This is a genomic window from Photorhabdus antumapuensis (genome assembly GCF_020387775.1).
In the GTDB taxonomy this organism is placed as follows: Bacteria; Pseudomonadota; Gammaproteobacteria; order Enterobacterales; family Enterobacteriaceae; genus Photorhabdus; species Photorhabdus antumapuensis.
Genome location: NZ_JAHZMK010000008.1, coordinates 19,753 through 41,101, shown reverse-complemented (window position 1 = coordinate 41,101; position 21,349 = coordinate 19,753). Strand labels below are relative to the sequence as shown.

At 41.3% G+C, this 21,349-nt stretch carries 16 protein-coding genes and 6 tRNA genes; 4 read left to right on the top strand and 18 right to left on the bottom strand.

Features of this window, described 5'->3' with window-relative positions:
- Positions 1-97: 97 nt before the first annotated feature.
- The 6 genes from KZ793_RS01430 to miaB form a co-directional block, all read right to left on the bottom strand.
- Positions 98-991: an amino acid ABC transporter substrate-binding protein gene (locus KZ793_RS01430; RefSeq protein ID WP_225812880.1), complete on the bottom strand. Its 894-nt coding sequence runs from the start codon at positions 989-991 to the stop codon at positions 98-100.
- Between the two features lie 416 nt (positions 992-1,407).
- The gene (lnt, locus tag KZ793_RS01425; RefSeq protein ID WP_225812878.1) at positions 1,408-2,937 is read right to left on the bottom strand and encodes an apolipoprotein N-acyltransferase; all 1,530 of its coding nucleotides are present in this window, start codon (positions 2,935-2,937) and stop codon (positions 1,408-1,410) included.
- A 7-nt stretch (positions 2,938-2,944) separates the two neighbouring features.
- Positions 2,945-3,826 (bottom strand): CNNM family magnesium/cobalt transport protein CorC, encoded by an 882-nt coding sequence (gene corC / locus KZ793_RS01420; protein ID WP_118987245.1) that lies wholly within the window; start codon positions 3,824-3,826, stop codon positions 2,945-2,947.
- Positions 3,827-3,898: 72 nt separating this feature from the next.
- Positions 3,899-4,366 carry an rRNA maturation RNase YbeY gene (gene ybeY, locus KZ793_RS01415; RefSeq protein ID WP_225812876.1) on the bottom strand — a complete coding sequence of 156 codons (468 nt, stop codon included), beginning with the start codon at positions 4,364-4,366 and terminating at the stop codon, positions 3,899-3,901.
- Complete coding sequence (locus KZ793_RS01410; RefSeq protein ID WP_255619121.1) at positions 4,363-5,340, bottom strand: PhoH family protein; 978 nt, start codon at positions 5,338-5,340, stop codon at positions 4,363-4,365. Before KZ793_RS01410 ends, ybeY begins: the two co-directional genes overlap by 4 nt.
- An 87-nt stretch (positions 5,341-5,427) precedes the next feature.
- A complete protein-coding gene (gene miaB / locus KZ793_RS01405; protein ID WP_225812872.1) occupies positions 5,428-6,858 on the bottom strand; it encodes a tRNA (N6-isopentenyl adenosine(37)-C2)-methylthiotransferase MiaB in 1,431 nt (476 codons plus the stop codon).
- Positions 6,859-7,047: 189 nt separating this feature from the next.
- Here miaB and ubiF point away from each other — a divergent pair, with 189 nt between their 5' ends.
- Positions 7,048-8,238: a 3-demethoxyubiquinol 3-hydroxylase gene (ubiF, locus tag KZ793_RS01400; RefSeq protein WP_225812869.1), complete on the top strand. Its 1,191-nt coding sequence runs from the start codon at positions 7,048-7,050 to the stop codon at positions 8,236-8,238.
- 240 nt (positions 8,239-8,478) lie between these two features.
- Here the strand turns inward: ubiF and KZ793_RS01395 are convergent.
- From KZ793_RS01395 to KZ793_RS01345, 11 genes are all read right to left on the bottom strand, one after another.
- Positions 8,479-8,553, bottom strand: a tRNA-Gln gene (locus KZ793_RS01395).
- 5 nt (positions 8,554-8,558) lie between these two features.
- Positions 8,559-8,635 (bottom strand) — tRNA-Met (locus KZ793_RS01390).
- Between the two features lie 54 nt (positions 8,636-8,689).
- A tRNA-Gln gene (locus KZ793_RS01385) sits at positions 8,690-8,764 on the bottom strand.
- A gap of 52 nt (positions 8,765-8,816) precedes the next feature.
- Positions 8,817-8,891: transfer RNA gene (locus tag KZ793_RS01380), tRNA-Gln, on the bottom strand.
- 28 nt (positions 8,892-8,919) lie between these two features.
- A tRNA-Leu gene (locus KZ793_RS01375) sits at positions 8,920-9,004 on the bottom strand.
- A 5-nt stretch (positions 9,005-9,009) separates the two neighbouring features.
- A tRNA-Met gene (locus tag KZ793_RS01370) sits at positions 9,010-9,086 on the bottom strand.
- A 151-nt stretch (positions 9,087-9,237) separates the two neighbouring features.
- Positions 9,238-10,461 (bottom strand): DNA-binding transcriptional regulator NagC, encoded by a 1,224-nt coding sequence (nagC, locus tag KZ793_RS01365; protein ID WP_225812867.1) that lies wholly within the window; start codon positions 10,459-10,461, stop codon positions 9,238-9,240.
- A gap of 15 nt (positions 10,462-10,476) precedes the next feature.
- Positions 10,477-11,637 carry an N-acetylglucosamine-6-phosphate deacetylase gene (gene nagA, locus KZ793_RS01360; RefSeq protein ID WP_225812864.1) on the bottom strand — a complete coding sequence of 387 codons (1,161 nt, stop codon included), beginning with the start codon at positions 11,635-11,637 and terminating at the stop codon, positions 10,477-10,479.
- 84 nt (positions 11,638-11,721) lie between these two features.
- Complete coding sequence (gene nagB / locus KZ793_RS01355) at positions 11,722-12,534, bottom strand: glucosamine-6-phosphate deaminase (protein WP_225812853.1); 813 nt, start codon at positions 12,532-12,534, stop codon at positions 11,722-11,724.
- A gap of 255 nt (positions 12,535-12,789) precedes the next feature.
- Positions 12,790-14,319: an N-acetylglucosamine-specific PTS transporter subunit IIBC gene (gene nagE, locus KZ793_RS01350; RefSeq protein WP_225812851.1), complete on the bottom strand. Its 1,530-nt coding sequence runs from the start codon at positions 14,317-14,319 to the stop codon at positions 12,790-12,792.
- A gap of 368 nt (positions 14,320-14,687) precedes the next feature.
- The gene (locus KZ793_RS01345; RefSeq protein WP_225812850.1) at positions 14,688-15,986 is read right to left on the bottom strand and encodes a glycosyltransferase; all 1,299 of its coding nucleotides are present in this window, start codon (positions 15,984-15,986) and stop codon (positions 14,688-14,690) included.
- Between the two features lie 882 nt (positions 15,987-16,868).
- Here KZ793_RS01345 and glnS point away from each other — a divergent pair.
- On the top strand, positions 16,869-18,536 hold the full coding sequence (gene glnS / locus KZ793_RS01340; protein WP_225812849.1) for a glutamine--tRNA ligase: 1,668 nt from the start codon (positions 16,869-16,871) through the stop codon (positions 18,534-18,536).
- Between the two features lie 61 nt (positions 18,537-18,597).
- Here glnS and KZ793_RS01335 read toward each other — a convergent pair whose 3' ends face one another.
- Entirely contained in the window at positions 18,598-19,506 is a 909-nt protein-coding gene (locus KZ793_RS01335) for a LysR family transcriptional regulator (protein WP_225812848.1), read from the bottom strand.
- 207 nt (positions 19,507-19,713) lie between these two features.
- Here KZ793_RS01335 and KZ793_RS01330 point away from each other — a divergent pair, with 207 nt between their 5' ends.
- Together KZ793_RS01330 and KZ793_RS01325 are read left to right on the top strand one after the other, a co-directional pair.
- Positions 19,714-20,478: a TenA family transcriptional regulator gene (locus KZ793_RS01330; RefSeq protein ID WP_225812847.1), complete on the top strand. Its 765-nt coding sequence runs from the start codon at positions 19,714-19,716 to the stop codon at positions 20,476-20,478.
- Positions 20,479-20,973: 495 nt separating this feature from the next.
- The gene (locus KZ793_RS01325; RefSeq protein ID WP_225812846.1) at positions 20,974-21,207 is read left to right on the top strand and encodes a hypothetical protein; all 234 of its coding nucleotides are present in this window, start codon (positions 20,974-20,976) and stop codon (positions 21,205-21,207) included.
- Positions 21,208-21,349 lie beyond the last annotated feature (142 nt).

The following is a 21,349-nucleotide window of genomic DNA, read 5'->3' as shown; positions in this document are numbered from 1 at the left end:
GAAAACGATTGATTGGCTGAGAAAAAAAAGCGAGGTAGGGAACGGCCACCTCGCACCCTGTGATGCCAATCAAATAGTCATTTTTTTAATTATATTTCTAGTCAAGCGCCTTATCATTTGGCGATTTAAATAGTACTTTCATTTCATCAGACAAAGAGAAATTCAGATTCAGATTCTTGGGCGGAATCGGGTGTTTGAACCAGCGCTCAAATGATTTCTCTGCCTCTCCGGAGGTTTGCGCTTGAACAATGGTCTCATCGATCAGCTTCTTGAATTGAAGATCGTCTTTGCGTGATATGCAACCATAGGCTTCTCTAGATTGAGGTGTACCAACAATTTCCCACTGATCAGGTTTTTTCGCTTTGGCGCGTTCACCTGCTAGTAGTGCATCATCCACCATAAAGGCGATTGCACGGCCAGATTCCAGAGTACGGAATGAGTCACCATGATCTTTTGCACTGATGATGCGCATTTTCATGTTTTTCTCATCGTTGAGTTTATTCAGCAATATTTCAGAAGTCGTACCTGCTGAGACAACGACATTTTTACCCGCTAAATCTGGGAAATCTTTGATACCGGAACCTTTTTTAGTCAGCAAACGCGTAGTAATAATGAAGATGGTGTTAGAGAAAGTGACTTGTTTCTGACGTTCAAGGTTATTGGAAGTGGAACCGCATTCGAAATCATAAGTTCCATTTTGTAGCAATGGGATGCGATTTTGCGAAGTCACGGGTATCAATTTTACTTGCAGATTTGGCATGTCCAGTTTCTTCTTCACTGCTTCAACAATCAGATTAGAATAATCCTGAGAGTAGCCGACGACTTTTTGATGGTTATCGTAGTAAGCAAAAGGTACGGAGGATTCACGATGTCCCACAATGATCACACCATCATCTTTAACCTTTTTCAGTGTTCCCGTTAATTCTTCGGCCTGAGCAGCCCCCGCCATGCCAAGTAACATCATGGTTAATACTAAGTTACGCATACGCATATACAACTCCTTTAATGTGGTTATCGTTTGCGATGTTATGTTTGCAAAAGTCTCTCTGTGATTTGTTTTTAATCAAGGATCATTTGCTGTTATATGTATATATGGTGTTAAAAAATAGTACAAAAGGGTTAGATAATGAAAATGAATTGTTTCTATTTCGGGAGCTGTCTCGCACTATAAATGAACAATGTTGTTTATCTTGCACAATAAAGATACGTGATTATCATTTTTTTGGTGCATGTTCCCATTTTTTATTAGTGAAACAGCTATTTCCCTTTTTATTCATAGAGATAACAGCAATTAGCATGCCAAAATAATAAAGAGGGGTAAAATTAATACCAATAAGTTGTTTCTCAAGGGAGCAGTTTTGCTCCCTTTTGACTATATAGATATTCGAATCAAGATGGATATTCGAATTAAGATTTACGGCGGTTATACGTTAAGGCAAACAGGGAAAATAATACGGTAATTATCCATACCGGCCAGTTACCCCAGCGTGCATAGGGTGTTATCCCGGTTGCAGGTGTCACTTTAGCTACCAAAACATTACGGGTAAATTGTGGGAGTGCTGCTTGCACTTTTCCGTCCGGGCTGATAACGGCTGTAATGCCGTTATTGGTACCACGTAGTAACGGGCGTCCTAATTCGAGGGAACGCATGCGCGCCATTTGGAAATGTTGCCAGGGGCCAATTGAACCACCAAACCAAGCATCATTGGAAACCGTGAGTAAGAATTCGGTATCCGGTTTGAAATTCGCACGAACCTGTTCACCCAGTATAATTTCATAACAAATAGCAGCCGTCAGGTTATATCCTGCAACAGAAAGCTGTGGTTGAATGTAGTTGCCACGGCTGAATGAAGACATGGGTAAGTTGAAGAATGGCGCTAGAGGCCGGAATAGAGACTCCAGCGGAACAAATTCACCGAATGGTACCAGATGATATTTATCGTAGCGAATGGCTGCTGGATATTGATAAGGTCTTTTATTGCCGAGGACAATCACGCTGTTATAGATCTTATCACTGTCGCCAACGGCTCTTTCATCGACAATACCGGTAATAAGGCTGGTATGTTGATTGCGTAACAGCTCATCCAATTTTGTTAGAAAGTGGCGTTGATAACTTTCCAATGAGGGAATAGCAGACTCCGGCCAGATGATTATCGGCATTTTTCCGATGTATGGCAGGCTATTGCCCATGTAGATGTCCATAGTTTCGCTGAGCATTTTAGGGTCCCATTTCAGGGACTGTGGAATATTTCCCTGAACCAGCGCGACATCAACAGTTTTTTCAGGTAGTAGGCTATACCACTGATAATGGCGTATTGACCACGGTAATAGCAGAATAGCGACAGCGATAATACCAGCGACTATTTTCCGATGTATGACGGCCAGAACGAATAACCCGCTGAGAGCCATTAACAGGAAAGTGATGGCCTCAACACCCAAAATTGGTGCAATGGCTTTCATTGGACCATCTAATTGACTGTAGCCGAATTGTAGCCAAGGGAAACCGGTTAGAATCCAGCCTCGTAGGAATTCGGTGAGTTGCCATAATGCAGGTGCTGCTACAGCCAGCCTCAACCCGTTCGTTTTTGCGAAGAAACGGTTGAGTAAACCAGCGAATAAAGCAGGATAGAGCGAGAGATAGGCGGCCAGTAATATGACCAGTAGAATATTGACTGCGGTTGGCATGCCACCGAAATTAGCAATACTGACATACACCCAGTTTGTACCACTGCCAAACAGACCGAATCCCCAACAAAAGGCAATCAATGCCGCTTGTCGGGGTGTTCTGTTTAAAGTCAGAAGTTGCAGCCCAAATAAGGAGATAATGGCGGCAGGCCAGAAGCCAAAAGGTGAAAAAGCCAGTGTTCCACTGGCTCCGAAAGATAGTGCCAGCAAGGCACGAAGCCGCTGGCAATTTAATAATGAGACTTTGTTCATCCAGACTCTATTCTTCTTCAAGGTTAGGTATTGGCGCATCGTCCGGTATCGTAACATAAACCTGAATAATCCTTCGGCTATCGGCCATAGCAACTTTAAAGAGATAGCCGTTGATATCAATAGACTCTCCTCTGGCGGGTAAATGACCGAATGCTTGCATAACCAGACCGCCAATAGTATCCACTTCTTCATCACTGAATTGGGTGCTAAAGGCTTCATTAAAGTCTTCAATCTGAGTCAGCGCTCGTACCGTATAGGTATGACGGCTCAAGGCACGAATATCGACATCTTCTTCTTCATCGTATTCGTCTTCAATTTCACCGACGATCAGTTCAAGAATATCTTCAATAGTGACCAGACCCGATACACCACCAAACTCATCAATGACGATTGCCATATGATAACGTTGAGAACGGAATTCTTTCAGCATGCGGTCAACCCGTTTACTTTCAGGTACAACGACAGCCTGACGCAGAACCTTATCTATGCTGAATGGTGGGGCATCGGTGCGCATAAATGGCAATAGGTCTTTTGCCATTAAAATCCCTTCAATATGATCTTTGTCTTCACTGATCACAGGGAAACGGGAGTGGGCCGAATCGATAATCACATCCAGACATTCGTCCAGGGTTTGATTACGTTTTAAGGTAACGATTTGAGAACGGGGGATCATGATATCGCGGACACGCTGATCGGAAATATCCATTACCCCTTCGAGCATATCGCGGGTATCAGGATCAATCAGATCGTTTTGTTCAGAGTCACGGATCAGTTCCACCAGTTCATCACGGCTTTTTGGCTCACCGTGAAAAAGTTGGTTAAGAAGAAGAGTGAAAAACCCTTTCTTAGGGCTAGGGTTGTCGTTACTTGAAGGATGGTCGTCGCTCATGGAGTTTTAATGAAAATTTCCCATTAAATAAGTTATTGTCGGTATTTTTTAGCATAAAAATGGTACGAATGGTTACTCTTTTTCTGCAAGATAGGGGTCAGCATAACCTAACTTTTGCATAATTTCTGTTTCCAAAGATTCCATTTCTTCCGCTTCATCATCGTCGATATGGTCATAGCCCAGCAGATGTAGGCAGCCGTGCACAACCATATGCGCCCAATGTTCTTCTTTTGTTTTTTGTTGCTCCTCCGCTTCTTTTTCAACGACCTGACGACAGATAATTAAATCGCCAAGCAGGGGTAAATCAACCTCTGGTGGAGCTTCAAATGGGAAAGATAACACATTTGTTGGCTTATCTTTACCACGGTAGGTCAGATTTAAATCGTGGCTTTCTGCCTCATCAACAATGCGGATAGTGACTTCACTTTCAGATTGAAATTGAGGTAAAACCCCATCCAGCCAGTGCTGGAATAGGGTTTCTTCAGGAAGACCTTGGGAATGTTCACAAGCAATTTGTAAATCAAGTATGACTGAACTCATTGTGCTTCCTGCTTGCGTTGTTCACCGAGTGCCTGTTTGCGTTTTTGCTCGGTTGCTTCCCACTCTTCATAGGCAATGACGACTTTGGCAACCACCGGGTGACGGACAACATCATCACTGTGGAAAAAGTTGAAACTCAGCTCACCGACGCCTGATAGAACTTCAATGGCATGACGTAGGCCGGATTTTTGCCCACGAGGCAGGTCAATCTGCGTAACGTCACCGGTAACAACCGCTTTGGAGTTGAAGCCGATACGGGTCAGGAACATCTTCATTTGTTCGATGGTTGTGTTCTGGCTCTCATCCAGAATAATAAAAGCGTCGTTCAGGGTTCGTCCTCGCATATAAGCTAATGGGGCAACTTCAATAACGTTACGTTCGATCAGCTTCTCAACTTTTTCAAAACCTAGCATTTCAAACAACGCGTCGTAGAGTGGGCGCAAGTATGGATCCACTTTTTGGCTCAGGTCACCCGGTAGGAAACCCAATTTTTCGCCCGCTTCTACGGCCGGACGGGTTAGCAGGATACGGCGAATCTCTTGTCGTTCCAGTGCATCAACCGCAGCAGCAACGGCCAGGTAAGTTTTTCCTGTGCCGGCAGGACCAATCCCGAATGTAATATCGTGGCTAAGAATATTGGCAATATACTGTGCCTGATTGGGCGTACGTGGTTTCACCATGCCGCGTTTGGTGCGAATATTAACGGATTTACCGTATTCGGGCATGCTCTCGGCGGTTTGCTCCAGAACCCGGCTCTCGGTAATTGCCAGATGAATCTGTTCTGGCTTGATATCAGGGATCACACCACGGACAGGGGAAGTTTCCGCATATAAATGCCGTAGGATATTGGTGGCTGCGCTAATGCACAGCGGTTTACCCATCAGTTTAAAACGGTTATCACGACGATTAATTTCAATACCTAGTCGGCGTTCAAGCTGCTTCAAATTATCATCAAACGGACCACACAGGCTCATTAGGCGCTGATTATCGGCAGGTTCGAGGAAAATTTCCTGGGTTGCTATTTGTGAATGAATTTGTTGAGTCACTGATTATCTCTATATTTAGGGCTGATAAGTGCCGACCCCGATTTCGTCTTCTTTACGGGTACGGGCTATAACGGACTCAGGTGATTCGTGTATACGAAGATCCATTTGATCTTCGGTACGGATAACTTTACCGCGTAGTGAGTTGGCGTAGACATCAACAATTTCAACATCAACGAATTTGCCAATCATATCAGGTTGGCCTTCAAAGTTGACAACCCGATTGTTTTCGGTACGGCCAGAAAGCTCCATCACATTCTTACGGGAAGTTCCTTCAACCAGAATACGTTGTACACTGCCCAATATAGCACGGCTGTAGCTCATAGCTTGTTGGTTGATACGTTGTTGTAACAGGTAAAGGCGCTGTTTTTTCTCTTCTTCACTGACGTCATCAGGCAGATCGGCTGCCGGCGTTCCCGGACGAGCAGAATAGATGAAGCTGTAGCTCATGTCGAAATTGACATCTGCGATCAGTTTCATGGTTTTCTCGAAATCATTTTGGGTTTCACCTGGGAATCCGATAATGAAGTCAGAGCTTATCAAGATATCAGGGCGTGCTTTACGCAGTTTGCGGATAATGCTTTTATACTCAAGGGCTGTATGTGCACGTTTCATCAACGTTAGAATACGGTCTGAGCCACTTTGCACCGGTAGATGCAGGAAGCTAACCAATTCTGGTGTATCTTCGTAAACGGCAATAATATCGTCCGTAAACTCAATTGGGTGGCTAGTCGTAAAGCGAATACGATCAATACCATCTATAGCCGCGACCAAACGAATTAACTCAGCGAAAGAGCAGATATCACCATCATAAGTGGCGCCCCGATAGGCGTTTACATTCTGACCGAGAAGGTTGACTTCACGTACGCCTTGAGCGGCAAGCTGAGCGATTTCAAACAGAACATCATCACATGGGCGGCTAACTTCTTCTCCGCGGGTATAAGGTACGACACAGAAAGTACAGTATTTGTTGCAACCTTCCATAATAGAAACAAATGCAGACGGGCCTTCAGCACGCGGCTCAGGTAGACGGTCAAATTTCTCGATTTCCGGGAAGCTGATATCAACAACCGGGCTGCGGGTGCCTTTCACCTGGTTGATCATTTCAGGTAGACGGTGCAATGTTTGCGGCCCGAAAATAATATCTACACATTGAGCGCGCTGACGGATGAAATCCCCTTCCTGAGAGGCGACACAGCCACCGACCCCAATGATGATATCTGGATTAGTATCTTTTAGGTTTTTCCAACGGCCTAATTGATGGAAAACCTTTTCCTGTGCTTTTTCGCGGATTGAACAGGTATTCAATAGCAAAATGTCTGCTTCTTCGGCGACATCGGTTAACTGATAACCGTGAGTACTTTCCAGCAGGTCGGCCATTTTAGATGAATCATATTCATTCATCTGACAGCCCCAAGTTTTAATATACAGTTTTTTTATCGTCGACATTTTCTTGTGCATCCGAGCTTTCTACCGTGCTGAAAGGTGTTATTACACGGCAAAAGCAATTGTGTATTAGGCATAAAGTTGTCGGATATTGTAGTCATTTGCAGGAGCAGTGACCAGACTGTTAAACAGGATATTCTCTACCGGAGAATTAAAAATTCGGTACACTGTACTAATCAATGGGTTAATAGCATGACTGAGATGAATAATTCACAACAGATTTTTGATGTAGTGGTGGTCGGTGCTGGTATGATCGGCGCTGCAACAGCATTAGGGCTGGCACAGGAAGGTTGGACAGTTGCTTTATTGGATCATCAACCACCACAATCTTATGATATACAGAGTCATCCTGATGTGCGTGTATCAGCAATCAGTTGTGCTTCTGTAGCTTTGTTCAAACAACTTGGCGCATGGGATACAGTATTACAGATGCGCAGTGCGCCGTATCGTACATTAGAGACTTGGGAACAGAATGATTCTAATTTGGTGTTTGATGCACGAAGTCTAGGGCTGCCTGAGTTGGGCTATATGGTTGAAAATCGTATCTTGCAACTGGCGCTGTGGCAGCAGTTTGAAAAATATCCCAATTTGACTTTGCTATGCCCGGCAGTATTGCAATCAATGCAGTGGCAGAAAGTGGGTTGGTTAGTGACTCTGGTTGATGGAACGGAAATCGCTGCTCGTTTGATTGTCGGGGCTGATGGCGCTCGTTCCCAGGTTCGGCAAATGGCAGGAATTGGCAGTCGTGGCTGGCAGTACAGACAGTCTTGTATGTTGATCACGGTAAAAACAGAACAGCCACAGCAGGATATTACTTGGCAGCAGTTTTTTCCTTCTGGCCCGAGAGCGTTTCTTCCACTGTTTGATCAATGGGCTTCGCTGGTGTGGTACGACAAACCGGCACGCATACGACAATTACAGGCAATGTCAATGGCTCAACTTGAGCAGGAGATTTTTCAGGCATTTCCTGCGCGATTAGGTAAAGTGACTCCCGTGGTTGTTGGTTCATTTCCTTTGACTCGTCATCATGCTAACAGTTATGTGCGTGAAGGATTAGTATTGTTGGGTGATGCGGCTCATACTATTAATCCACTGGCTGGGCAGGGGGTAAATCTTGGTTATCGAGATGTGAATACTTTACTTGATGTTTTGGTAAAGGCGAGAGAATTAACAGAAAAGTGGGATTCATTGGAAGTATTGATGCGTTATCAGCGCCGTAGAATGCCGGATAACCTAACGATGCAAGCTGGAATGGATCTATTTTACACCGTGTTCAGTAATGAGTTGCCAGGGTTGAAAGTTGTTCGTAATCTGGCGCTGATGGCAGCTCAACGGGCTGGCGTAATGAAAAAAGCGGCGCTTAAGTATGCATTGGGATTGTGACGTATAAATTGGTAGTGAAGATGACAAGCACGTCGTAAATTATTTATGGCGTGGACAACTTGTTTTTCTTTATATGCAGCTAATTGACAAGTAAGAAAGGTAAAGATAGCGGGGCTGAAAAGCAAAAAACCACCTTCTCGGTAGCCTTCTACACCAAAAGATATTCTACCTGTATATTCTTTTTTTATTCTTTCTGTATGCTTTTTCAGCGCATCACTTTACGTAACACATTGACAAATATGGCTGGGGTACCAGGATTCGAACCTGGGAATGCTGGAATCAGAATCCAGTGCCTTACCGCTTGGCGATACCCCAATGGATGGTGGCTACGACGGGAATCGAACCTGTGACCCCAGCATTATGAGTGCTGTGCTCTAACCAGCTGAGCTACGTAGCCTTTTTTGATGCGAGAAAATTTATTACAAAATACCAGTAATCACCAGCCAGTCAATGGCTGGGGTACCAGGATTCGAACCTGGGTATGCCAGGATCAAAACCTGGTGCCTTACCGCTTGGCGATACCCCAACTGAAAGTGGTCACTGTACAACATGTTGTCAGAATTGTGTTACCAGAATTATGGCTGGGGTACCAGGATTCGAACCTGGGTATGCCAGGATCAAAACCTGGTGCCTTACCGCTTGGCGATACCCCATCTGAATAACGACAACTCGATGAATGAATGGTGCGGGAGGCGAGACTTGAACTCGCACACCTTGCGGCGCCAGAACCTAAATCTGGTGCGTCTACCAATTTCGCCACTCCCGCAAAGATGGTGGCTACGACGGGAATCGAACCTGTGACCCCAGCATTATGAGTGCTGTGCTCTAACCAGCTGAGCTACGTAGCCATCTTTTTTGCATTACCTTCATCGGCGTTGCGGGGCGCATTATGCGTATATCAGCTAAATGCGTCAACTGCTTTTTTCTCGAAATCTGTTTAAAGTCGCTTGTTTGTTTGGCATATAAGCATTTTGCTGACAAAATCAACAAAAAATAACATTACCTTTCGAGTAAGTGTTGTAACAGAACACCATTAAGCATAGCACGTTTAGTCAGAGCGAAGGCGCCAATAGCAGAACAGTGGACTAATTCAGAAACAACGATCGGCAGATCTTGACGAAATTCTTTCAGAACCTGAGAGTTGATACAGCTTTGAATAGCGGGTAAGAGCACTTTCTGAGCTTCAGTAATTTCTCCTGCCAGAACAACTTTCTGTGGATTAAATAAATTAATGGCGATAGAGATAGCTTTGCCGAGGTAATGGCCGACACTTTTTATCACTTCAGATGCTAATGGATCATTTTGATTAGCGGCTTGGCAGATAGCTCTGATATTGCAATTATTCAATGTTAGCTGGCTTGGAAAACCTTGCTTTAATTGATGCTGAACTCGCGCTTCTATTGCTGAGTTAGCGGCAATAGTTTCCAGGCAGCCAAAATTGCCACAGTGACAACGTTCACCGAGTGGATCAATTTGAATATGACCAATTTCACCTAAGTTTCCTCTATTATTGAGAAGTATCTGATTATTGATAATCACCCCGGCACCGGTACCCCGATGGATACGTACCAGTATTGAGTCTTCACAATCACGGGTGGCGCCGAAATAGTGTTCAGCCAATGCCAAACTGCGAATATCGTGACCAACAAAACAGGTAATGTTGAAATGCTTTTTCAAATTATCGACCAGAGTCCAGTGAGTCACTTTAATATGAGGCATATAACGGACGATGCCGGTGTCTGGGTCAACTAATCCGGGCAGGATAACTGAAATGGCGATGAGTTCGCGGATCCTTTGTTGATTTTGTTGAATAAAGTTTTCTATTGCGTTGATAAGCCGGTTTTCAACTTTTTGCTGAGTTGCTTCAGGTAGCGGATAATGTTCTTCAACCAATGCCTTGCCACTCATGTCATAGAGAGCAAGAGTAGCATCATGGCGGCCAAGGCGGACACCAATAGTATGGAAGTGACGATTTTCTGTAACGATGGAAATGGCGCGGCGGCCTCCGGTAGAGGCTTGTTGATCGACTTCTTTAATCAAGCCACGTTCAAGTAATTGACGAGTAATTTTAGTCACACTGGCTGGCGCCAGTTGACTTTGCTCAGCAATTTGAATGCGAGAGATTGGCCCTTGCTGATCAATCAACCGATATACCACGGCCCCGTTAAGTTGCTTTACAAGGTCAATATTACCAATTTGTTTTTGTGTGTTGTTATAACTCATCAGTTATTTCGTCCGTCAAAGTTCAGTTTCTTTTCCGTTAATGATGGTCTTGCAGATTTTAAAGTCGTGATTGAAAACGCAGAGGTTAGCGATTTTCCCGGTTTCAACAGTGCCAAGATATTTATCAACACCAATAGCGCGGGCAGGGTAAAGAGTTGCCATCCTCAGTGCTTCATCCAGTGCAATACCAACATGTTCAACGCTATTTTTAACGGCATCTATCATAGTGAGAGAGGAGCCACTTAGAATGCCGTTTTGATCAACACATAATCCGTTGCGATAGTATATGGTCTTACCTGCAAAGGTGAAATGTTCCATTTTACTGATGGCAGGATCGAGCCCTGCTGGGACTGTCGCATCCGTTACCAAAATTAATTTATCATTTTTCAAACGCTTAGTATTACGAATATTTGGCCATGAAACGTGCAAACCATCAGCGATGATTCCAGCATAGATTTCGGGTGTATCAAAGATAGCGCCAATCAAGCCGGGTTGGCGGCCTGAAATAGCTGGCATGGCATTATAAAGGTGGGTTGAGATAGTAATTCCGTTTTGGAATCCCTGTCGGGCCTCTTCATAACTGGCATTTGAATGACCGGCAGAAACAACAATACCGGCTTCTACCAACTGCTGAATATATTTTTGCTCAACCATTTCCGGTGCGAGGGTCAACTTAGTGATGACATCAGCGTTATCGCACAGGAAATTTATCATTCCAGATGTAGGCTTACGGATAAGCTCTGGATTATGAGTGCCTTTTTTTACCGGGTTGAGATAAGGTCCTTCCAGATGCAAACCTAAAGCCTGATGCTGATTATGCTTAAGATAAGTGCGCATTACCTCAACAGAGGCCATCATCAATTCGTCTGTGCTGGTAATCAGAGTCGGCAAATAGCTGGTGCAGCCAGAGCGTTCATTGGTTCTTTGCATGATATCCAGCGTTTTTTCTGAAATATTTTTCAACTGATCGTTGAACTGAACACCACCACAGCCATTAACTTGCAAATCAATAAAGCCGGGACAAAGCACTGCACCATTCAGATCGCGCGTGACAATATCTTTTGGTAAATTTTGTATTGAGCAAACACTTTTGATTAAGCCGTCTGCAATTATAACGGCATGCTCATCTAGTCTGTCGTGACCGGTATAGATAATGCAGTTGGTTAAAGCATACATCTTAGCCTCCTATGGGATCGGGAGATGATGATTGAAGATAATGACGGTAATCAGCCTGGGAGAGGCATCAGGCTGCGTAGATTCTTATTTTTTGCTGGCGAATTCGCCGATAATATTTGCTTCCAGTTGATGGAAGTATTTGACTGTTTTTACCTTCAATTCCATTGTTGCAGGTTCGTCACAGACAATGATGGATTTAGGATGCATTTGCAGACAGCTTATGGTCCACATATGGTTAACATTGCCTTCAATTGCCGCCTGAATGGCTTGGGCCTTATTTAGACCCGTGGCAAGGATCATGATTTCTTCTGCATCCATTAACGTGCCTACACCTACGGTCAGGGCGTATTTAGGCACCTGATTAATATCATTATCGAAGAAGCGGGAGTTAGCTGTGCGGGTTTCTACGGTAAGTGTTTTAATGCGTGTACGGGAAGTCAGGGATGATGCGGGTTCATTGAAAGCAATATGACCGTCATTACCGACGCCACCCATAAATAGATGAATCTGACCGTAAGATTTAATTTTGTCTTCATAACGTTGACATTCCGCTTCGACATCAGAGGCATTACCATTGAGTAGATTGATATTTTCTTTTTGAATATCAATATGATCAAAGAAGTTCTGGTACATAAACCTATGGTAGCTTTGTGGATGATTTTCGGCGATACCGACATATTCATCCATATTGAATGTCACGACATGTTTAAAACTGACTTTCCCTGCTTTGTACAGAGCAATTAATTCTTTGTAAGTTGCCAGTGGTGTACTGCCGGTTGGCAACCCCAAAATAAAAGGGTGCTCGGCGGTGGGATTAAATGTATTGATTTTACTAACGATATAGTGTGCGGACCATTTACCAACATCACTTGCATTCGTTAGGGGGATCAGTCTCATAAATGCCTCTTAAAACAAGAAATTATAGCAGTTGGATAAATTAGCTGATTAATTAATCTTCTTCATTTTTATGAGCAGAGATATGCTGTACTTCAAAGATATTTTTTATCTTAAAATAAGATGCAAAAAATAGCCAGAAAATTAATGGAGGAAGTGATGGATTTTACGGTTTTTATCACTTATTAAGCCATCTTATTTTTGCAAGAAAAATAAAAGGGAACGAGAGATGAGTTCCCTTTTAAGTTCGAGGTGTTTTTAGCTATTTTTATTTGGCGATCTTTTGTCTGGTCTATCTAAGGGTAGCTGAGTACGTATCTGCCCGGCAATACTTTCTGCCTGGGGTCCCAATACAACTTGAACACTCTGTTTCCCTATTTTCAGGACGCCTTTTGCACCTAATTGTTTTAACTGGTGTTCATCCAATTGTGTGTTGTCTTCAACGGTTAAGCGAAGACGGGTAATGCAGGCGTCTACGGTATGAATATTTTGTGCGCCACCAAGAGCGGTAATGTAATGTTGAATTGTTTCGTTGTCTTGGGAGGCGGAAGTCGCTTGAGTTGTTTCTCCAATTTCTCGGCCTGGCGTACGTAAGTTGAAAATACGAATCATGAGGGTGAAGCAAACAAAATACAGCACAAAGAACAAGGCGATTAATGGGATTAACAACCACGGCTTGGTTGCCAGACCCCAGCTCAATACAAGGTCAATTAATCCGGCGGAGAATCCAAAGCCATGCAGAATGCCCAATGAATTGACGATAACCATGCTAACACCAGCCAATATTGCATGCAGAACATATAAAGCTGGAGCTAGGAATAAGAATGAGAATTCTATTGGTTCAGTTATACCGGTTAAGAACGTTGTCAAAGCGACGGATAATAGCATCCCGCCAATCTGAGGACGACGTTCCTTTGGTGCTGCAAGATACATTGCCAGTGCAGCACCGGGCAAACCGCCCATAAAGATGGGATAAGCCCAGGCCATGTAGATTCCGGCATGGGGATCACCGGCGAAGAAACGGTTCAAGTCGCCGCGGCTCATATCGGTGGCTATTTGGGTAATCGTAGAGCCGTCAATACCTGGAACCGCTGCGCCGATGGTCAGAGAACGGACAACATCTGGAGCCAGACAGATATTATGTACAGAACTGGCTAAGTCATAAGTAATTTTCAGACAATCACCCAGACTAAACCAGAAAACAGAATGCAGGATATAGTGCAAACCAAATGGAATGAGAGAGCGGTTAAGAACACCATAAGTAAACCATCCGACCATACCGCTTTTTGATACTAAAAGGCTGAAAGTATCAATACCGTGCTGAACATATGGCCATACATAGCCACATATCCATGCAATGAACAGACAAATAATGCCTGTCATGATAGGGACTAATCGCTTACCGGCGAAGAAAGCAAGAAACTCCGGCAGGCGTGTATCTGAAAAGCGGTTATAACAATGGCCGGCAACAATACCTGCGATAATGCCTGCGAAAAAAGACATATTGATCGTCGAATCTATGACTGCCGTAGCTTTAGTGAGTACTAAAAAACCAACGACACCTGCCAGTGCGGCAGCGCCAGCATTATCTTTTGCTAAGCCTATCGCGATACCTAATGCAAATAGCAGAGGGAGGTTTTCAAAAATACCCCCGCCAGCGCTGGCGATGAAAGGAATATTAAATACGTCGGGTTGACCGAAACGTAGCAAAAGTGCAGCTACGGGAAGCGTGGCAATGGGAAGCATTAATGCTTTTCCCAATCGCTGCAAATAATTGAATATACCCATAATGCTTACCTTAGTTGTAGGAAGTTTTATTGAAAAAATAGCTCGCTATTAACAACAGCAATACAACTTATTTTTAGTTGAAAAATAATAAAAAGCTACACATAAGTGAGTAATTGTGATCACTGTAGCGATATTGTTTAAAATTGCATAAATTGAGTCATCTGTAGTCAACGGGTGCAAATTTTTAACTGAATTAACTTAATGATTTATTTAATTTTATGGTTTTTAGCTATCGAAATAGATTGAGTAACATCAAACTTAATTATAAAAAACATATAATTAGATAAGAAAATAACGGGCAGATGTTACCGGGAGCTTTGTAAATGGGCACCTGTACGTGCCCATTGATTTGGTAATTAGTTGAAGCGTTATAATAGACACTCAGGAGCAAGGTTTTTGTTTGCCGTATAGCTTATTGAGACTTCTTCCCAGGCTTTTTCCATACTATCTTCAAAATAGGCTTTTGAAATTAAAGAGCTTATATATTGTAACTGCTGATTAGAAGTAAATAGATTTTTTTCGTATATTGATATTATCTTCTCAGTAAGAGAATCGATATTATATGTAAATTTATATTCTGAAGGAAAATAAGAAGCTGCTTCAATTAAGTTTAAGTTTGGTACGATTGTGCATACGCCATTTAATGCAGCTTCTAATGGTGTAATGCCAAGGGTTTCATAGCGTGATGTGCATACAAAAATAGATTTATTTTTTATTTTATTAAAAATGCTGAATAGTTCTGTTTGGGATAATTTATGTGATATAAAAAATTGTTCCTGATATTTGGTGGGGACCATCGATATCAGTTTATTCCTTCTGATATTTTTGCCATCTTCATCACCTGCAATAAAAATTTTAATGGGAATACCTTTATTCAGTAAAATAATTGCTGAATTGATTAATAGTTCTATATTTTTAAAATAATCTAATCTGGCTACCGCAGTAAACAATAATAATTCATTTTTATTAGTTTTGATAAAATCATTAATATATTTATTTTCTATTTTTAATTCAGTAATTTTTTCAAAAGAAATAGGTGGAATAATATTCTTGATATTGTCTGGTTTTATTCCTTTTTTGAGTAAGAAATTGCCTTGTAATTTTGAATGTTGGAAAATGAAATATTTTTTATCAATTAATGTTTCAATACCTTTCATTTGTTGAATATTAATGTGTTGGGCTTTAGCTTTATTTTCAAAAGCATTATATGTCTCTTCCAGAGAATAGTGTTGTTGAAAGTCTTCTACAAAAGGGCCATGATGTGTTATACAACAAGGTATATGGGGAGGATGATAGGATAATAATGTATCTGTTTGATAATAAACTATTGCAGGAGCTATTTGATCATTTTTCATTGATAATATTGAAATACATTTTTCTAACATATTTCTTATATCTCCGCTTTTCATAGAGAAATTAAAAAAGATATTTATATATTTTATACCTTCAATTATACCTTCAGTTATTTTAGGTGACATTAATGATTCATCTCTTTTGTAGAATATAAATCCAGAGAGTAAGTTTCTTTTTATAAAATAATCAGCAACTTTTAGTGTGAATGATGTCGCTCCAACTTTAAAACCAGAACGATAATCATTTGATATGTAGTTGCCATTAATGACTATTACTGCTGGTGTTATTTTATTGCTTGATATTATATTTGTCATTTTTATTTCCCTTGAGGTATTTTCTTAAGTGCGTGAAATTATTTGGGGTTATTTTTATATATTAATTTTTTAATTTATAATGATTAGAGTTGATTAAGCGTATCGTATTATTCCTGAATAGTTTTATTATAGATAAGATACTTAATAATATTATTACCTTAATAATAAATTGCAAAGTATTTTATTGTTTATTTACGGTGGTTTAAACATTAAAATGCGTGTATGTAACGTAACTATTTGTTATGCTTTGGTTTATTTTATTAGTCTGATTGTAAATTTATTTTTAAATAAATACCCATTAGAATAGCGGTGTAATTAGAGCATCATTAATCGTGTTTTAATAATAGATTTGATATATATAATTATTTGTTTATATTTGCAGAGTAAAAGTATCAATCAATAGATAATTTAGAAATTTAAATTATAGACTTATTTTCATTTTATCAAATAGTTATTGGTAATAGGTATAGTGTCAATTATTTATTCTTTAAAATTGGATGGTTGTTATTCAGTAATATTCGTTATGGTTGAATGAAATATTGATTGGAGACAGCCTCATTGATTATTTCATAATAAAGTTTGCTGTATTGTCGACATGCGCCACTATTGATTATTTTTTGACAGAAGAGTAATTTGTTCATAACATATTGTTATATATGGCATTATTTAAATATGGACCCATTAGTTTGGGCTGCTAGGTACCAGTCTTATTTTCTAGTAAAAAATTATTAAAACAGCCCCTTTTAAACTCGTCATCGTTTTTTCGCGCCAACTTTGTACTAAATCGCCATTTTACATGAACAAACGGTTGTTTCTCGGCACTGCTTGTTGGATTATAGGCGGTTATGTGACGCGTTTTTGGCATTATTGAGGTATAAAACAATGAGTGAGGCAGACGCCCGCCCAACAAACTTTATCCGTCAGATAATTGACGAAGATTTGGCAACTGGTAAACATACATCGGTACATACCCGCTTCCCACCTGAACCAAATGGTTATCTGCATATTGGTCATGCGAAATCGATCTGCCTGAACTTTGGTGTTGCGAAGGATTATCAGGGCCAGTGTAATTTGCGTTTTGATGATACCAACCCAGTTAAGGAAGATGTTGAATACGTCGATTCTATTAAAAATGACGTTCAGTGGTTAGGTTTTGAGTGGAGTGGCGATATTCGCTATTCTTCTAATTATTTCGATACGCTGTATCAGTATGCTGTTGAATTGATCAACAAAGGTCTGGCTTATGTTGATGAATTGAGTCCGGAAGAGATCCGTGAATATCGTGGCACGTTGAAAGAGCCGGGTAAAAACAGCCCATACCGTGACCGTAGTATTGAAGAAAACTTGGTGCTGTTCGAAAAAATGCGTGCCGGTGAGTTTAACGAAGGTAAAGCTTGTCTGCGCGCCAAAATTGATATGGCATCACCTTTTATTGTGATGCGTGATCCGGTTTTGTACCGGATTAAATTTGCAGAACATCATCAGTGCGGTAATAAATGGTGCATCTACCCAATGTACGATTTTACTCACTGTATTTCTGATGCGCTTGAAGGTATTACACATTCGCTGTGTACACTGGAGTTCCAGGATAACCGCCGCCTGTACGACTGGGTGCTGGGAAATATCACCATTGATTGTCATCCGCGCCAATATGAATTCTCGCGCTTGAATCTTGAATACACGGTTATGTCTAAGCGTAAGCTGAATCTGCTGGTGGCGGATAAGATTGTTGAAGGTTGGGATGACCCACGTATGCCAACGATCTCAGGCTTGCGTCGTCGTGGTTATACTGCCGCGTCTATTCGTGAATTCTGTCGTCGTATTGGTGTCACCAAGCAGGATAATAATGTGGAAATGGCAGCATTGGAATCTTGTATCCGTGATGATTTGAACGAAAATTCCCCTCGCGCAATGGCTGTTCTTGATCCAGTCAGATTAGTGATCGAAAACATGCCAGAAGGGGAGCAGATTTTGAGTATGCCTAATCATCCGAACAAACCAGAGATGGGCAGCCGTGAAGTGCCATTTAGCCGTGAAATTTATATTGACCGAGCAGATTTCCGTGAAGAAGCGAACCGTCAATATAAGCGTCTGGTATTGGGTAAAGAAGTTCGTTTGCGTAACGCTTATATCATTAAAGCGGAGCGTGTTGAGAAAGATGCTGACGATAATATCACGGCAATTTATTGCAGCTACGATGATCAAACGTTGAATAAAGATCCAGCGGATGGCCGGAAAGTGAAAGGTGTTATTCATTGGGTCAGTGCGGTTCATGCGGTTTCTGCTGAATTCCGTCTGTATGATCGTTTGTTCAGCGTACCGAATCCAGGTGCGGAGGATGATTTTCTGGCGACAATTAACCCAGAGTCACTGGTGATTCGTCAGGGTTTTGTTGAGCCAGGTTTAGCTGATGCTAAGTCAGAACAAACTTATCAGTTTGAGCGTGAAGGTTATTTCTGTGCTGATAGTTGTCATTCCAGTGCAGAAAATTTGGTATTTAACCGTACCGTTGGCCTGCGTGATACCTGGGCAAAAATTTCTCAGGATTAATTGAGATGATGAACTGTACCTCACAAGCTGGACACTTAATCCAGCATTGAGGTGCAGTTTTTTATGGATAAATCTTTGATTTCTCTTTTGGGAATAAATTATCTGCCATGAAATCGACAAAAGCTCTGACTTTAGGTAATACCCAACGGTTAGATGGCCAGAGAACACGGAAGGTGCTTGAAGTACCCGCCCATTTATCCAAGATTGTTAACAATGTACCGCTAGCTAATGCTTGTTTAACGGTAAAATCAGGCAAACAGGCTATGCCGTGGCCTTGAATCGCCATGTGTAGCAGTGTTTCGACATGATTGCTGGTTATCTTGGCCTGAAGATGTATGTCTATTTCGGATCTTCCTGAGCACAGCGGCCATTTCTCTAAAAGGCCGGTAGTGGGAAAACGATGCATCAAGCAGGCGTGGTGTAATAACTCTCCGGGGTGTGATGGCCTACCACGTTGTGCAAAGTAGCTTGGAGCACCAACATAGACGAAACGGCTAGACCCTATACGTTTATTCATCAGTCGTGAATCATTGAGTTCTCCAGTGCGAACCACGGCGTCGAATCCTTCATCGATAACATCGACTAATCGATCACTAAAATCCAGTTCCAGCTCTATCTGTGGGTAACAAGTCGCAAAAGCAGATAATACGGGTAACATCAGGTTACTGAGCAATGGCAAACTCACTCGCAGGCGGCCTTGAGGGGCAGAGATAGAGCTTAATAGTTCATTTTCCGCAGTGGAAATCTCGTCCAGGATGCGTTTACAGCGCTCGAGAAACAGTGTGCCTTCCGCCGTCAAACTGACACTACGGGTGCTGCGTTGGAGCAGACGTACACCTAATTTCTTTTCTAATCGGGATATGCTTTTGCTAACAGACGAAGGAGAGAGTCCGAGTTGCCTGGCTGCGGTTGCAAAGCTACGAGCTTCGGCGACATGAATGAAAATGATGAATCCACTCAAATTATTCACTTGGGCCTCCTGGGCTTTTTTGGGTTGCTATTGGTGACAAGAAAGTCACTTCAGAAGTGATTGTAGGTCTATTTATCCACTATTAGCGAATCTGTAGTATGAAATAAAATTTATCTTGCTTTATCTGCTATATAGCGGAAAGCCACACAGATTCAGAGCTTGTATATCATCTATTTCATCGGTTGAATGTTACTAAAAGGGTTTATTATGGGACTCACTATCAACACTCAAAACGAGCTTAAAAAAGAAACCGGTTACTTTTTATCTCCACTATGGGAAGACGTTTTCTCTAAAGTGTTATTGGAGGAGCTCAATTCTAATGTATTTTTGGTCGCTTGCCGCTCTGGACAGGCGGACCAGAATTTATTAAGAAAATTTATGATCCAGCACCATTACTATTCACAATATTTCACTCGTTATCTGTGTTTATTGATGGGAGGTTTAGCAGATCAAAAAGATTTTATGCTGCTTTCTCATAATCTATTGGAAGAGCTAACAGGAACCGATGCAGCAAAGATATCTCATGCAGAGTTATATAAAAAAGCGATGGCGGCTATTAACGCTGTTCCTAAAAGTGACCCGATTCTTAACAGTACTCAACAACTGATTGATGCTATGTTTCGCCACTGCCGCAGTGATGATTCTCTAAGAGGGCTTGCGGCACTGTGTTTAGGTGCTGAGGCGATCGTACCTTTGGTTTATGGCCCAATTTTAGATGCCTTGCAATTAATAAAGGCGCCTGATGATGCATTACATTTCTTTAGAATCCATGTTGAAGAGGATGAAGATCATGCAATTGCGATGAGAAAAATTATTGATCGAATGATTGAGGAGCAACCTTACCGAAATAGGGATGTTATTGCGGTTGGTGAAGAAATGGTGCGTTTTCGCATTGAGATGCTTAATGAACTATATCAAAGCAGTATCAGGATAAATACAGATGTAACGACGCTTTTATCCGCGTGTGATTGAGATACTCTGCGTACATAATGGCGTGTACAGCAAAAGTACTTGATATAGTTTCTAGTGATGAAATATCAGCATAAAGGGTTGGTGGATATATTTTTGGCAAAATAAGCAATACAAACGATCGTAATCATATATAATGTAATAGTTATTGGATTGAACTCGTATAATGTCAAAAGTAAAAAATGAAATTAGTAATTATTGATTCTATTGAATAGATAATTAAATTCAGATGTAAATATTATTGGGCAACAAATTATTCAACTAATATTGGAAAAGGCCGATAAGAAATACTATATTAGAGAATATGTCGTTGTTGTGAATAGCTTCGGTCAAATTTCCTCGATGGCAATAGGTAAAGTTCTGTAACCAAAGTTAAGGGATATTTCCTCTGAAATTTTCGATAAATATGAAAGAAATAAAGAACTTTCAGATGGGATTTTAAAAATTGTTAATCATACATCCAGTAATTAGAGTTGATTATGGCGAAGGTAAAATATTGTGAATGGAGGTTTTTATGAAAATACGGTTATTGAAGCTGTAAAAAGATTGATTCTTGCTAAATCTCCTGATGTCTCTGAGTTTGAACATATGGAGTGGTTCTTTAACATTCACAAAGATGTGTTCCCACCAACTCACTTTCAGCAGTCCACCGGTATTTTTACTAAGAATTTAGGATACCTCTTTTTTGGAATCAAGCTACGGCGTAAGAGTTATTATTGTATGACAGCATGAGAGGGATATTATCAGATTATTGTTTATTATATTAAGGAAACGATAAAGAATACCTTGTTTATTATATTGTGATATAAGGAAAATGAATTCGTTTCTGTTGGATATGGCGATTTATTTGAAATATTAAAAAATAGTGAAAATT

What these genes read in the sequence shown, in the direction of transcription:
- corC (WP_118987245.1), bottom strand. Translation starts at nt 3,826, where the DNA reads ATGAGCGACGACCATCCTTCAAGTAACGACAACCCTAGCCCTAAGAAA.
- KZ793_RS01430 (WP_225812880.1), bottom strand. Translation starts at nt 991, where the DNA reads ATGCGTATGCGTAACTTAGTATTAACCATGATGTTACTTGGCATGGCG.
- KZ793_RS01410 (WP_255619121.1), bottom strand. Translation starts at nt 5,340, where the DNA reads ATGAGCCTGTGTGGTCCGTTTGATGATAATTTGAAGCAGCTTGAACGC.
- nagC (WP_225812867.1), bottom strand. Translation starts at nt 10,461, where the DNA reads ATGAGTTATAACAACACACAAAAACAAATTGGTAATATTGACCTTGTA.
- nagA (WP_225812864.1), bottom strand. Translation starts at nt 11,637, where the DNA reads ATGTATGCTTTAACCAACTGCATTATCTATACCGGTCACGACAGACTA.
- KZ793_RS01345 (WP_225812850.1), bottom strand. Translation starts at nt 15,986, where the DNA reads ATGACAAATATAATATCAAGCAATAAAATAACACCAGCAGTAATAGTC.
- ubiF (WP_225812869.1), top strand. Translation starts at nt 7,048, where the DNA reads ATGACTGAGATGAATAATTCACAACAGATTTTTGATGTAGTGGTGGTC.
- ybeY (WP_225812876.1), bottom strand. Translation starts at nt 4,366, where the DNA reads ATGAGTTCAGTCATACTTGATTTACAAATTGCTTGTGAACATTCCCAA.
- KZ793_RS01330 (WP_225812847.1), top strand. Translation starts at nt 19,714, where the DNA reads ATGGGACTCACTATCAACACTCAAAACGAGCTTAAAAAAGAAACCGGT.
- nagE (WP_225812851.1), bottom strand. Translation starts at nt 14,319, where the DNA reads ATGGGTATATTCAATTATTTGCAGCGATTGGGAAAAGCATTAATGCTT.
- glnS (WP_225812849.1), top strand. Translation starts at nt 16,869, where the DNA reads ATGAGTGAGGCAGACGCCCGCCCAACAAACTTTATCCGTCAGATAATT.
- lnt (WP_225812878.1), bottom strand. Translation starts at nt 2,937, where the DNA reads ATGAACAAAGTCTCATTATTAAATTGCCAGCGGCTTCGTGCCTTGCTG.
- nagB (WP_225812853.1), bottom strand. Translation starts at nt 12,534, where the DNA reads ATGAGACTGATCCCCCTAACGAATGCAAGTGATGTTGGTAAATGGTCC.
- miaB (WP_225812872.1), bottom strand. Translation starts at nt 6,858, where the DNA reads ATGTCGACGATAAAAAAACTGTATATTAAAACTTGGGGCTGTCAGATG.